Source organism: Amycolatopsis sp. NPDC102522, from assembly GCF_055584485.1.
Genome location: NZ_JBVJLY010000001.1, coordinates 533,041 through 546,320, shown reverse-complemented (window position 1 = coordinate 546,320; position 13,280 = coordinate 533,041). Strand labels below are relative to the sequence as shown.

10 protein-coding genes are annotated in these 13,280 nt (G+C 69.3%); 5 read left to right on the top strand and 5 right to left on the bottom strand.

Annotated elements, in window-relative coordinates; all coding sequences use genetic code 11:
• Positions 1–13: 13 nt before the first annotated feature.
• A complete protein-coding gene (locus tag ACZ6YV_RS02320) occupies positions 14–958 on the bottom strand; it encodes an ArsR/SmtB family transcription factor (protein WP_465507935.1) in 945 nt (314 codons plus the stop codon).
• Between the two features lie 62 nt (positions 959–1,020).
• On the opposite strand from ACZ6YV_RS02320, the gene ACZ6YV_RS02315 reads away from it, so the two are divergent.
• Positions 1,021–2,163 carry an MFS transporter gene (locus tag ACZ6YV_RS02315; RefSeq protein ID WP_465507934.1) on the top strand — a complete coding sequence of 381 codons (1,143 nt, stop codon included), beginning with the start codon at positions 1,021–1,023 and terminating at the stop codon, positions 2,161–2,163.
• 33 nt (positions 2,164–2,196) lie between these two features.
• On the top strand, positions 2,197–3,699 hold the full coding sequence (locus ACZ6YV_RS02310) for an aldehyde dehydrogenase family protein (protein ID WP_465507933.1): 1,503 nt from the start codon (positions 2,197–2,199) through the stop codon (positions 3,697–3,699).
• A gap of 103 nt (positions 3,700–3,802) precedes the next feature.
• Here ACZ6YV_RS02310 and ACZ6YV_RS02305 read toward each other — a convergent pair whose 3' ends face one another.
• Both ACZ6YV_RS02305 and ACZ6YV_RS02300 read right to left on the bottom strand, forming a co-directional pair.
• Positions 3,803–5,383: a GMC family oxidoreductase gene (locus tag ACZ6YV_RS02305; protein ID WP_465507932.1), complete on the bottom strand. Its 1,581-nt coding sequence runs from the start codon at positions 5,381–5,383 to the stop codon at positions 3,803–3,805.
• Between the two features lie 102 nt (positions 5,384–5,485).
• Complete coding sequence (locus ACZ6YV_RS02300; protein ID WP_465507931.1) at positions 5,486–6,274, bottom strand: hypothetical protein; 789 nt, start codon at positions 6,272–6,274, stop codon at positions 5,486–5,488.
• Positions 6,275–6,340: 66 nt separating this feature from the next.
• Between ACZ6YV_RS02300 and purS the strand changes: the two genes are divergently transcribed.
• Both purS and purQ read left to right on the top strand, forming a co-directional pair.
• Positions 6,341–6,580: a phosphoribosylformylglycinamidine synthase subunit PurS gene (purS, locus tag ACZ6YV_RS02295; protein WP_378242344.1), complete on the top strand. Its 240-nt coding sequence runs from the start codon at positions 6,341–6,343 to the stop codon at positions 6,578–6,580.
• Positions 6,577–7,254: a phosphoribosylformylglycinamidine synthase subunit PurQ gene (purQ, locus tag ACZ6YV_RS02290; RefSeq protein WP_378242346.1), complete on the top strand. Its 678-nt coding sequence runs from the start codon at positions 6,577–6,579 to the stop codon at positions 7,252–7,254. The genes purS and purQ overlap by 4 nt, the downstream gene beginning before the upstream one ends.
• A gap of 62 nt (positions 7,255–7,316) precedes the next feature.
• Here purQ and ACZ6YV_RS02285 read toward each other — a convergent pair whose 3' ends face one another.
• On the bottom strand, positions 7,317–9,044 hold the full coding sequence (locus tag ACZ6YV_RS02285) for an ABC transporter ATP-binding protein (RefSeq protein ID WP_465507930.1): 1,728 nt from the start codon (positions 9,042–9,044) through the stop codon (positions 7,317–7,319).
• A complete protein-coding gene (locus ACZ6YV_RS02280; RefSeq protein ID WP_465507929.1) occupies positions 9,041–10,666 on the bottom strand; it encodes an ABC transporter ATP-binding protein in 1,626 nt (541 codons plus the stop codon). The genes ACZ6YV_RS02285 and ACZ6YV_RS02280 overlap by 4 nt, the downstream gene beginning before the upstream one ends.
• A 119-nt stretch (positions 10,667–10,785) precedes the next feature.
• On the opposite strand from ACZ6YV_RS02280, the gene purL reads away from it, so the two are divergent.
• On the top strand, positions 10,786–13,071 hold the full coding sequence (gene purL, locus ACZ6YV_RS02275; RefSeq protein ID WP_465508509.1) for a phosphoribosylformylglycinamidine synthase subunit PurL: 2,286 nt from the start codon (positions 10,786–10,788) through the stop codon (positions 13,069–13,071).
• Positions 13,072–13,280 lie beyond the last annotated feature (209 nt).

Genomic DNA, 13,280 nt, shown 5'->3' with positions numbered 1-13,280 from the left:
GTCGTTTTCCAGCCTATGCCCGGAGCAGGGCGTCGCCAAGTTCGGTGCGCAGGTAGCGCACTTCGCGGCCGCGTCGCCGCGTGTCGAGCAGCCCCGCCGCGCGCATCGCGGTCAGATGCTGCGAGACCGTCGGCGCGGAGAGGCCGAGCCTGCGTGCCAGCTCGGTGGTGCTCGCGGGCTCGTTGAGCGTCGTGAGCAGCGCGGCCTTCGTCCGGCCGAGGACTCCCGCGAGCGCGCCGGGCGGGCGTTCGGGATCCGACCAGAGTTCGGCGACACCGCGAGCCGGATAGAGCAGCGAAGGCTGCCACGGCTCCATCGTGATCACCCCGACCGACGGCCAGGCGAAGACGCCGGGGATCAGCAGCAGCCCGCGGCGGTCGAGGTGGACGCGGCTGCGTTCCTTCATCTCGATCACCAGGACGTCGTCGACGAGCCGCACCCGCGGGTGGATGTCCTCCAATACCAGCGCGATGCCGCCCGCGGCCAGACGCCGCGAGCGTTCCTCGATGTCGGCGACGAGGAAGCGGCGCATCCGGGGCCAGTGCGGTTCGACCAGTTCGGTCCAGGCGATCTCCATCTGATCGGACAGAAGGTCTCTCGCCTCGGCCGGGTCTTCGGGGAGTCCGCTCAGGTCCGCGTCTACTTTGGACAGTTCGTGGGCGACCTGATCCGGTGGTGTGCGGCGGATCTCGGCGAGCTGCGCGGTCGCGGTGGTCTCCGGGCCGTTCGGCGGCGGGCTGAGGAAGTCGGTGATGTAGTGCCGCGCGCTCATCACCCTGGCGAAATCGTCGATGGGCAGGTCCGGCAGTTTCCCGGCGGCCTCGCGCAGCCACGGCAGGTGACTCGGATGCCCGCGCTGTCCGAGCAGGGTCTGCATCGCGCCCATGGTCTCGTCGAGCGGGGAGATGCCGAAGCGGACGCGGTTGGCGCTTTCGGCGGTCAGGACCAGCTCGATCATCCGATTAGGCTATTCCCTGATCAATGGCTCTCGCCAGGCCTGGTTCGGCAGGGTCTCCAGGCATGACCTTGCTTCGCAATTCCGGGTATTGGCGCTGGTCGGCGGGAGTCCAGCTGAACCGGCTGCCCGCCACGATGGCGCCGCTGGCCTTCACCGTGCTGACCACCGCGACGACAGGTTCGTACCGGCTCGGCGGGGTCATGATGGCCGTCTTCGTCGCCGCCGAGATGGTCGGCGCCGTGCCGACGGGGCGGATGCTCGACCGCGTCGGCCCCGCGCGGGGTCTCGTCGTGCTGCTGCCGCTGGTCGCCGCGGGACTGTTCCTGCTGGCCGCGGTCGCCTCCGCCGGTGCCCCGGACCTGGTGCTGCTCGCGCTGACGATCCCGCCGGGACTGGTCGCGGGCGGGCTGAACGGTGGCTTCCGGACGCTGCTCGCCGGGACGGTGACCGAAGACGAGCTGCCCCGGGCCGTTTCGGTCGACGCGATGATCATGGAAGGCGTCATCGTCGGCGGACCGCTGCTGGTGGCGCTCCTGGCGACGTCCGGCCCGGCCGTCCCGTTGCTCGCGATGGCCGTCGTCGCCCTGCTCGCGGCCCTGCTCGTGCCGCGGCGGACCGTCGTCCGCGATCCACAAAGGACGGTCGAGCACCAGGCGCTCCCCGTCGCCGCTTGTGTTCCCTGGCTGATGGGCCTGTTCACCGTCGGACTGCTGCTGTCGACCATCGAGGTCGGCCTGCTGCCGCTCGTCCAGCGCCTCGGCGCCCCCGATTCGGCGACGGCGATCGTCATCGTCGTGCTGTGCGCCGCCAGCATCACCGGGAGCGCGCTCTACGCGGCGCGGGGGAAGGTCGGCGATCCGCGGCTGTTCCTGGCGGGTTTCGTGCTCGGCGGCATCGTGGTGTCGGCAGGCCTCGGCTGGGCCGGACTGCTCGGCGGGGTCGCGCTGATCGGGCTCTGCACCGGTCCGCTGATGGCCGTTTCGTCGGTCAACCTGCAGAAACTGCTGCCGGAACGCCGCCGGTCCGAGGGGTTCTCGCTGGCTTTCACCGTGCAGGCGTCCGGGTTCGGGCTGGGCTCGCTGGCGATCGGGATATTGCCGGTCTGGCTGGCCCCGCTTCTCGGTGTCCTTGCGGCTCTCGTCTCCTGTGTAATGCTGGTGGCCCGCCCCAGGCGAGCTATTGGCACGCCGTCAGTAACGTCGTAGCCTGGGCTTTGAGCCGAGACACGGGAGAAGTCGATGACCGCAGTCCAGCCGAAGCCGACCGCGCACAGCGTGGGGGAGACCTTCGATTCCCTGAGCCCGGCGACCGACGAGGTCGTCGGCACGTACCCGGTGCACACACGGGAGGACGTCCGCGCCGCTGTCGCCCGCGCGAAGGACGCCGCCGAATGGTGGGCCGGGCTCGGCTACGACGGTCGCGCCGAGCGGCTGCGCCGCTGGAAGGGCGTCATCACCCGCAGGCTGCCGCAGCTGTGTCAGGTCGTGCGCGACGAGACCGGCAAGCCGCTCGCCGACGCGCAGTTGGAGAGCGTCCTCGCCATCGAGCACATCGCGTGGGCCGGCAAGAACGCGCGCAAGATCCTCGGCAAGCAGCGTCGTGCGGCCGGGCTGATGATGTCGAACCAGGCGGCGACGGTCGAGTACCAGCCGCTCGGCGTCGTGGGCGTGATCGGCCCCTGGAACTACCCCGTGTTCACCCCGCTCGGCTCCATCGCCTACGCCCTCGCCGCCGGCAACACCGTCGTCTTCAAGCCGAGCGAGTACACGCCGGGCGTCGGGAAATGGCTGGTCGACGCCTTCAACGAGGTCGTCCCGGAGTGGCCGGTGCTGCAGCTGATCACCGGCTTCGGGGAGACCGGCGCTTCGCTCGTCAGCGCGAACGTCGACAAGATCGCCTTCACGGGTTCGACGGGCACGGGCAAGAAGATCATGGCCGCGGCCGCCGAGACGCTGACGCCGGTGATCATCGAGGCGGGCGGCAAGGACGCTGTCCTGGTCGACGCGGACGCCGACCTCGAAGCCGCCGCCGACGCGACCGTCTGGGGCGCGTTCTCCAACTCGGGCCAGACCTGCATCGGCGTCGAGCGCGTGTACGTCCACGAGCGGGTGCACGACGAGTTCGTCGCGAAGGTCGTCGAGAAGTCGAAGGACGTGCGGGCCGGTTCGGACGAGGCCGCGCAGTACGGCCCGGTGACGATGCCTTCGCAGCTCGCGGTGATCAAACGCCACATCGCGGACGCCATCGAACGCGGCGGCAAGGCGCTGGTCGGCGGTGTCGACGCGGTCGGCGACCGCTACGTCCAGCCGACGGTCCTCGTCGACGTGCCGGAGGATTCCTCGGCCGTCCAGGAGGAGACGTTCGGCCCGACAGTCACCATCGCCAAGGTCCGCGACATGGACGAGGCCGTCGAGAAGGCCAACGACACGAAGTACGGCCTCGGGTCGACGGTGTTTTCGAAGTCGCGCGGCCTCGAACTGGCCTCCCGCCTGCGCACCGGCATGACGTCGATCAACGCGCCGCTTTCCTTCGCCGGTATCGCTTCGCTGCCCTTCGGTGGCGTCGGCGACTCGGGCTTCGGCCGGATCCACGGCCCGGAAGGCCTGCGCGAGTTCGCCCGGCCCAAGGCCGTTGCGCGGCAGCGGTTCACCGCGCCGATCGTGCTGACCTCGTTCTCCCGCAAGGAAAAGACCGACGCTTTGGTGGCGAAGCTGATCACCGTCCTGCACGGGAAACGCTGAGCCTTCCGTTCGTCAACCCCCGCGCGCTATGAAAGGCCCGTTACTTGCAAAATTTGCAAGTAACGGGCCTTTCATAGCGTTCCCGGGAGCGTGAAAGGGACGGTCACACGCCCCGAATGAGGTCCGCGGCCTTCTCCGCGACCATGATCGTCGGCGCGTTCGTGTTCCCGCGCGGCACCACGGGCATCACCGACGCGTCCACCACCCGCAGCCCGTCCACCCCGCGCACCTTCAGCGATGGGTCGACGACAGCGTTCTCGCCCGTCCCCATCGAGCAGGTCCCCACCGGGTGGTACAGCGTCTGCGTCTTCTCGCGCACGTAGTCGGCCAGTTCGCTGTCGGTCAGGTCGTGGCGCTCCGGCAGGAACGGCTTGTCCAGGTACTTCGCCAGCGGACCGGACTTCCCGATCTCCACCAGCGTGCGCATCCCGGCCAGCATCTTCTCCATGTCCACGGACTCGGCGTAGTACGCCGGGTCGATTTCGGGCTTCCACAAGGGATTCCCCGACTTCAGCCGCAGCCGTCCCCGGCTCGCGACGTCCACCAGCGTCGCCGCGGACGTGAAGCCCGGCATCGTCGGCTCACGCATCCCGTTGTCGTAGAACAACGTCGGCGCGACGTGGATCTGCATGTCCGGCGGCGAGACACCGTCCGCGGCGGGGAAGAACGCCCCGGCCTCACCGATGTTCGAAGCCAGCGGGCCGCGTTTGGTGAGCTGATAGCGCACCAGGCCACCCGGCGTCGCCGCGTCCACCAGATCGGTGGTGCCGCGGGTCGACCAGATGATCCCGCAGGCCGGGTGGTCGTGCAGGTTCTCGCCGACCCCGGGAAGCGCGGCCACCACGTCGATCCCGTGCTCCCGCAGGTGTTCCGCCGGGCCGACGCCGGACAGCATCAGCAGCTGTGGCGAGTTCACCGCGCCGCCGCTCAGCAGGACTTCGGCCGACGCGCGCACCGTCGTCTCGACACCTTTGTCCAAATAGGACACCCCGACCGCGCGGGTGCCTTCGAAGACGACGCGGGTGGCTTGCGCGTGGGTGCGCACGGTCAGGTTCGCGCGGGTCAGGGCGGGGCGCAGGTACGCGTCGGCCGTCGACCAGCGGCGGCCCTTCTTGCACGTCACCTGGTAGACGCCGGCGCCTTCCTGCGACTCGCCGTTGAAGTCGTCGGTGCGCTTGAGGCCCCAGGCGACCGCGGAATCCACCCAGGCGTGCGAAAGCTCGTGGGTGAAGCGGCGATCCTCGACGTTCAGCGGCCCGTCGGTGCCGTGCAGCGGCCCGCCGAGCCGCTGGTTCCCCTCCGCCCGCTTGAAGTACGGCAGGACGTCATCGAAACCCCAGCCCTCGGCGCCGTGCCCGTCGCGCCAGCCGTCGTAGTCGGCGCGGTTGCCGCGGATGTAGATCATCGCGTTGATCGAGGAACAGCCGCCGAGCGTCTTCCCGCGCGGCCAGTACAGCGTCTTGCCGGTGTGCTTCTGCTCGACCGTCTCGTAGTTCCAGTCCCATTTGGTCTTGAAGAGACCGGGGAACGCGGCGGGGATGTGGATCTCGTCCGCGTCGTCCTCGCCGCCCGCTTCGAGCAGGAGCACCCGCGCTGACGGATCCTCGCTCAGCCTGTTCGCCAGCACGCATCCCGCGCTGCCCGCGCCGACGATCACGTAGTCGAAGGAGTCCTGATCGGCCACGGTGCCTCCTGCTGCTCGCCCGGTGTTGACGCCCCGCCAATGAGCTCATCTTGGCCCAACGCCGCGCTCCGAGCATCCCCCAGTCGAAGGATCAGTGCGAGCTCAGTCGGAGTCGGGTGCGAACGAAGCGACGCAGGGGCCGCCCTCGGCGTCGTCCTCGGTCTCGATCCGCCCCGGCTTCTGGACACCGTCGTTCTCGCCCGACAGGTGCAGGATCGTCTGCTTCGCGGTGGTCAGCACGTCGGTCTTGTCCACGGTGTACCGCGCCTCGCCGTGGATGATCTGCTGGACGCCGTCGCGGGTCGTGTCGGGCACCTTCGCGCACAGCACGGACAACGCGGCCGGGATGTCGCGCGCGTTGATCGCGTCGACGAACTTGGTCCCCGCCTCTTCCCCGGTCTTGACGTCGGGGCGCGGCGACGGCCGTGTCTCGATGCTCGGGAGCGGCTCGGGCTCGCCGCCGACCTTGGCGTCGCGCACGCACCAGCCGCCTTCGCCGGGGATCATCGCGATCCCGACGGTCAGGCTCCCGGCGGTGAAGGCGGCCGAGTACTCCTGCGCCGCACGCTGGTGCGCGGGCGTGCTGAGCTGTGCGCCGTCGGAGACGGCCATGGTCTGCTCGAAGGTGTAGGACCGCTTCGAGCGGACCGGGCACCAGAGCCGGCTTACGCGGTCTTCGCCGACGCCGTTCACGAAAGACTGGCTGAGCTGCTCCGGCGTCGCGCGCGAAGCGGTGTCGGACTTGGCCTTGAAGAAGCCCGGAGACACGAAGCCGGTGAACGCGACACCGCCCGCGATCAGGACCACGACCAGCGTGAGCGTGATCCACAGCCAGGCCTTCGACTTCTTCGGCGGAGGGGTGTACCCGTACTGCGGTTGCCCGTAGGTCATGCGGCAACCGTAGTGAAGTAGGCTCGGGCGGTACCCACGACCTGCATGAATAAGGAGCAGCCTGCCGTGGCCCGAGTTGTCGTCGACGTCATGCCCAAGCCCGAAATCCTCGACCCGCAGGGGCAGGCCGCGCTCGGCGCCGCCGGTCGTCTCGGCTTCACCGGGATCGCCGAGATCCGTCAGGGCAAGCACTTCGAGATCGAGGTCGACGACTCCGTCGACGACGCGACGCTCGAAAAGATCGCCGAAGGTTTCCTCGCGAACCCCGTCATCGAGCAGTGGACCATCCGCCGGGTGGAGGCGTGAGCGCCCGTATCGGGGTCATCACCTTCCCCGGCACGCTCGACGATGGTGACGCGGCCCGCGCGGCCCGCTACGCCGACGCCGAAGCCGTGCCGCTGTGGCACGCGGACGAAGACCTCAAGGGTGTCGACGCGGTCGTCGTCCCCGGTGGCTTCTCCTACGGCGACTACCTGCGCGCCGGCGTCATCGCCCGGTTCGCGCCGGTGATGTCCTCGGTGATCGAGGCCGCCCACAAGGGAATGCCCGTGCTGGGCATCTGCAACGGCTTTCAGATCCTGTGCGAGGCGGGGCTGCTGCCGGGCGCGATGATCCGCAACGCGGGCCTGCACTTCATCTGCCGTGACCAGTGGCTGCGCGTCGAGAACAACGACACCGCGTGGACCACCCGGTACGACAAAGACGCCGAGATCCTCATCCCGATGAAGAACATCGACGGCTGCTTCGTCGCCGAGCAGGCCACCCTCGACGAGCTGGAGGGCGAAGGCCGCGTCGTGTTCCGCTACGTCGGCGGCAACCCGAACGGCTCGCGCAACGACATCGCCGGGATCCGCAGCGAGAACGGCCGCGTCGTCGGGCTCATGCCGCATCCGGAGCACGCCATCGACGCCCTCACCGGGCCTTCCGATGACGGCCTCGGCATGTTCTACAGCGCCGTGGACGCGCTCGTTTCTGCCTAAACACATGTTATGAATGGGACTTTCATCGCAAAATTTGCGATGAAAGTCCCATTCATAACACTTCAGGAGGCGGCGGCCACCAGAGCCGCGTAAGGCCCACCCGCCGCCAGCAGCTCCGCGTGCGAACCCAGCTCGGTCACCCGGCCGCCCTCGATGACGGCGACCCGGTCCGCTGCGGCCGCCGTATGCAGCCGGTGCGCGATCGCGATCACCGTGCGCCCTTCGAGTACCGCGCTCAGCGAACGCTCCAGATCCCGCGCCGAACCCGTGTCCAGCAGCGACGTCGCCTCGTCCAGCACCAGCGTGTGCGGGTCGGCCAGCACCACCCGCGCCAGCGCCAGCTGCTGCGCCATCGCCGCCGGGACGGCGACAGCCCCGGCGCCGACCTTCGTGTCCAGCCCGTCCGGCAGGCTCGCCACCCACTCCGAAGCGCCGACCGATGCCAGCGCGGCCAGCAGCCGATCGTCGGTCCAGTCCCCGGCGGGCAGCGTGAGGTTGTCCCGCAGCGTCCCCGTGAACACGTGGTGCTCCTGGGTCAGCAGCAGGACCTCGCCGCGCAGGACGTCGTCCGGCAGCGCCGACACCTCGGCCCCGCCGATCCGCACCGAACCCGACGTCGGCGCCGACATCCCGGCCAGCAGCCGTCCCAGCGTCGACTTGCCGGCACCGGACGGGCCGACGATCGCCAGCCGTTCCCCGGCGGGCACCCGCAGGTCGATCCCGTGCAGCACTTCGCGCTCCGCGTTGTAGCCGAAGCGCACGTCGCGGACCTCGATGTCCTGCCCGCGCGGAGCCTCCGAAGCCGAAGCCTCCGAGGAAGGCGGCCGCACACCCAGCAGCCGCCGCAGCGAGGCCCCGGCGACCTGCATGTCCGCGAGCCAGAACAGCGCCTCGTTCAGCGGACCGGTCATGACCTGCGAATACAGCAGCATCGCGGTGATCGTGCCGAGCCCCTCCCAGCCGTTCGAGTAGGCGAGCAGGCCCAGCCCGAGCATCACCGGCACCGGCAGCACGTAGCTGATCTCCAGCGACGGGATCCACCGCATCTGCAGCGCCCGGATCTTGCGTTCGCCCAGCATCGCCGCGTCGAGACCGTCGTGCCCGGCGCGCACGCGGCGGCCGGTCAGGTTCAGCGCCTCGGCCGTCCGCGCGCCCTCCGCTGTCTCGTGCGTGGTGGACTGCAGCTCGGCCCACCGGTCCAGCATCCGCCGCATCACGTCCGGCACCCGCCGCTGGTACCAGATGTTCACCGGCACCAGCAGCGGCAGCGCGATCAGCAGGCCGAGCGCCAGGAACGGCGACGTGACCACCATCGCCACCACCGTGAACGCCACCGTCACGGCGGCGATCAGGATCTCCGGCGCGCCGAACCGCACCGCGTGGTCGATGCGGCTGACGTCGGTGGTCGCCCGGCTGAGCAGGTCACCGGTACCCGCCGCTTCGACCGTCCCGAGCGGCAGGTTCAGCGCGTTCCCGACGAACTCCTCGCGGTTGTGCGCCAGGATCCGCTCGCCGAACACCCGCGCGCGCAGCCGCGCCAGCCCCTTGAACCAGGCCTGCGCGCCCAGCACGACCACGAACGCGACCGCGAGCCAAGTGATCGTGGTGGTCGTCGTGCCTTCGACGACCTCGTCCACCAGCGCGCCCAGCAGCTGCGGCCCGGCCAGCCCGATCGCGGTCGCGACGCAGAACAGCCCGAGCATCACGGAGAACTCGCGCTTGTTGTCCCGCGCGGTCTCCCTGATCCATCGTCGAACGTCTTTCTTGTCTGCCAAAGGCAGCTTCTTCATGCGGGCACTTTCGTATTCACGACCACGTCCGCCACATGAGTCCACAAAGGACTCTGGCTGAACACGACGGTGGTCTTGCCGCGCCGCAGCTTCGCGACGCGTTCGGTTATGCGGGCTTCGGTATGCGCGTCGACGGCCGAGGTCGGCTCGTCGAGCAGCAGGACGTCGGCGCCGGTCGCCAGTGCGCGGGCCAGGTTCAGCCGCTGCCGCTGACCACCGGAGACCTCACGTCCGCGTTCGCCGATCACCTCGTCGACGCCGTCGGGCAGCGCGTCCACGATGTCGTCGGCGTCCGCCGCGTACAGCGCTTCGGTGATCTCGACCCCGCCAGGCTCCGCAGGAGCGACCTGTTCGCGAAGCACCCCGGAGAACCAGAGGTCCTGGTTGTGCGCGTAGACCACCCGCCGCCGCAGCTCGCCGAGCGCGACCTGGTCCACCGGGACCCCGCCGACAAGGGCAGGTTCACCCGGATCGGTGAACCGCGCCATCCGCGACGCCACCGCCTCGGCGTCGGCCCCGACGTCGATCACGGTCAGCTTCCCGGCCTCTGCCTTGATCCCGGACGTCTCGTCGACCAGATCCAGTGAACCTTCCGGCAGCGGCACCGGGTGCTCCGGCTCGGCGAGCGTGCGTTCGGTGGACAGCAGTTTGCACACCTTCCGCGCCGAAACCAGCGCGGCGCTCAGCACGCCCGCGAACTCGGTCGCCGTCGTCACCGGGATCACCAGGAACACCGAGACGCCGTAGAACGTGATCAGCTCGCCGACGCCGATGGTGCCGTTCATCGCCAGCTGCGCGCCCAGCCAGGTGATGACCACCGTGACCAGGCCCGGCAGCGCGATCTCCGCCGCCGAGAGCCAAGCCTCGCTGCGTCCGACCTGAACACCGGCCGCCCGGACCCGCTGGCTGGAGCGGCGGAAGCGGTCGAGGAACTGCTTCTCGCCGCCGACACCGCGAAGGATCCGCAGACCGGAGACGATGTCGGCGGCCAGCGAATTGACTTCGGTCTTCTCCTCGCGCTGTTTCGTCTGGCGCTTCTCCAGCGGCTTCAACAGCGGGCCGATGCCGACCACCGCCAGCGGGACACCGACCAGCGCGACCACGCCGAGCAGCGGGGACGTCGTCAGCAGCGCCGTCGCGCACACGATGAACGCGATCAGCGAACCGAAGGCCCGCCCGAGTACCTCGAAGGAGTCACCGATCGGGTTGATGTCGCTGGTGGTGATCGCGACGACGTCACCGGTGGTGGTCGTGTCCCGCAGGTTCGCGCCCAGCTTCGCGGCGTGCTCGGTGGTCAAGCGCTGGGTGACCCCGGCGCCGTGGATCCAGCAGCCGTAGGACGCGAAGTGCTGCACCGTTCCCGCGAGCGTCTGCGCGATCCCGAGCCCGGCGGCCGCGAGGCCCCACAACCAGACGGAGTCGCCGTCGCCGCGGCCGATCGCGTCGATTCCCCGGCCGATCGCGACCGGCAACAGGGCGATCGGCAGCGACCACAGCGCACCGCTGATCGCCGAGACGACGAGCAGTCCCGGCCGCGCGAGCATCATCGTGACGAGGTACCGCCAGGCGGTCGGCTTGGCGGGCAGCCGCAGTCGCGGAAGGGGATATGTGGCGGAAAGCACGATTATCGACGGTAAGCGGATCACCGTCCTGGGCGCGACTGATTTATCCCTGGGCGACCGAGAGGTGAACATGCGGCTCGCCTATTCTCAAGGCCGTGGCGAACCTTGATGTGGACACCGTGACCAGCACCGACGTCGACACCACCGCACGCGCCGAGGCGACTCCCGAGCAGACCCAGCCGTACGTCGAACTCGGCCTCGCCGACGACGAGTACGCCCGGATCCGGGAGATCCTCGGCCGCCGTCCGACCGACGCCGAACTGGCGATGTACTCGGTGATGTGGAGCGAGCACTGCTCGTACAAGTCCTCGAAGAAGCACCTGCGCTACTTCGGCGAGACAGCCACTCCCGAGATGCAGGAGAAGATGCTCGCCGGTATCGGCGAGAACGCCGGCGTCGTCGACATCGGCGAGGGCTGGGCGGTCACCTTCAAGGTCGAGAGCCACAACCACCCGTCCTACGTCGAGCCGTACCAGGGTGCCGCGACCGGCGTCGGCGGCATCGTGCGCGACATCATGGCGATGGGCGCGCGCCCGCTCGCGGTCGCGGACGCGCTGCGCTTCGGCCCGGCCGACGCGGCCGACACCCGCCGCGTGCTGCCCGGTGTGGTCGCCGGCGTCGGCGGCTACGGCAACTGCCTCGGCCTGCCGAACATCGGCGGCGAGCTCGTGTTCGACCCGAGCTACTCCGGTAACCCGCTGGTCAACGCCCTGTGCGTCGGCGCGATGCGCGTCGAAGACCTGCACCTGGCCTTCGCCTCCGGCAAGGGCAACAAGATCATCCTGTTCGGCGCGCGCACCGGCCTCGACGGCATCGGCGGCGTGTCCGTGCTCGCCAGTGACACCTTCTCCGGCGACGAATCCTCGGGTGGCCGGAAGAAGCTTCCCAGCGTCCAGGTCGGCGACCCCTTCACCGAGAAGGTGCTCATCGAGTGCTGTCTCGAACTGTTCGCCCAGAAGCTCGTCGTCGGCATCCAGGACCTCGGCGGCGCCGGGCTCTCCTGCGCGACGTCGGAGCTCGCGGCCGCCGGTGACGGTGGCATGCACGTCTACCTCGACCGGGTTCCCTTGCGCGCCACCGGGATGACCCCGGCGGAGGTGCTCTCCAGCGAGTCGCAGGAACGCATGTGCGCGGTCGTCTCGCCGGAGAACGTCGAGGCGTTCATGAAGGTCTGCGAGAAGTGGGACGTCATCGCCACCGACATCGGCGAGGTCACCGACGGCGAGCACCTGGTGATCACCTGGAACGACGAGGTCGTCGTCGACGTCCCGGCGCACACCGTGGCGCACCAGGGCCCGGTGTACGACCGCCCGATTCAGCGTCCGTCCACACAGGACGCTTTGCAGGCCGACACCTCGGCGAAACTGCCGCGACCGTCCACTTCGGACGAACTGCGCGCCGACGTGCTCAAGCTGATCTCGTCGCCGAACCAGGCGTCGAAGGAATGGGTGACCTCCCAGTACGACCGCTACGTGCGCGGCAACACCGTGTCCGCGCAGCCGTCGGACTCCGGCGTCATCCGGATCGACGAGTCGACCGGCCTCGGTGTCGCCGTGTCGACCGACTGCAACAGCAAGTTCGTCTTCCTCGACCCGTACGAGGGCGCGAAGCTCGCGCTGGCCGAGGCGTACCGCAACGTCGCCACCAGTGGCGCGAAGCCGGTCGCGGTGTCGGACTGCCTGAACTTCGGCGCGCCGACCGACCCGGGCGTGATGTGGCAGTTCGAGCAGGCCGTGCACGGTCTGGCCGACGGCTGTGTCGAACTCGGCATCCCGGTGACCGGTGGCAACGTCAGCTTCTTCAACCAGACCGGTGACGTGGCCATCCTGCCGACGCCGGTGGTCGGCGTGCTCGGCGTGATCGACGACGTCACCCGCCGCATCCCGACCGGGATCGGCGCCGAGGCCGGGGAAACCCTGCTGCTGCTGGGCGAGACCCACGACGAGCTGGACGGTTCCGCCTGGGCGCGCGAACTGCACGGCCACCTCGGCGGCCGCCCGCCTCGCGTGGATCTGGCGCGCGAGAAGCTGCTCGCCGACATCCTCATCGCCGGTTCGCGCGACGGCATGATCTCCGCCGCGCACGACGTTTCCGACGGTGGCCTGATCCAGACGCTCGTCGAGACCGTCCTCATCGGACAGTGCGGCGCCCGCGTCTTCCTCGACGCGGAGCAGGACCCGTTCGTGCAGCTGTTCTCCGAGTCCGCGGGCCGGGTGCTGGTCGCCGTGCCGCGCACCGAGGAACTGCGGTTCACCGAGATGCTCACCGCACGCGGCCTGCCGTGGCGCAAGACCGGTGTGGTGGACCCGGAGTCGGGCTCGCTCGAACTCCAGGACATCACCGAGTTCACCCTGGACGAGCTCCGCGAGACCTGGGAGCGCACGCTCCCGGCGCTCTTCGACTGAAGGCTCTCGTGAGTGGCGATTCGGGTTCTAACCCGAATCGCCACTCACGACCGGCAATCACTCACGACCGGCAATCACTCACGACCGGCAATCACTCACGACCGGCAATCACTCACGACCGGCAATCACTCACGACCGGCAATCACTCACGACCGGCAATCACTCACGACCGGCAATCACTCACGACCGGCAATCACTCACGACCGGCA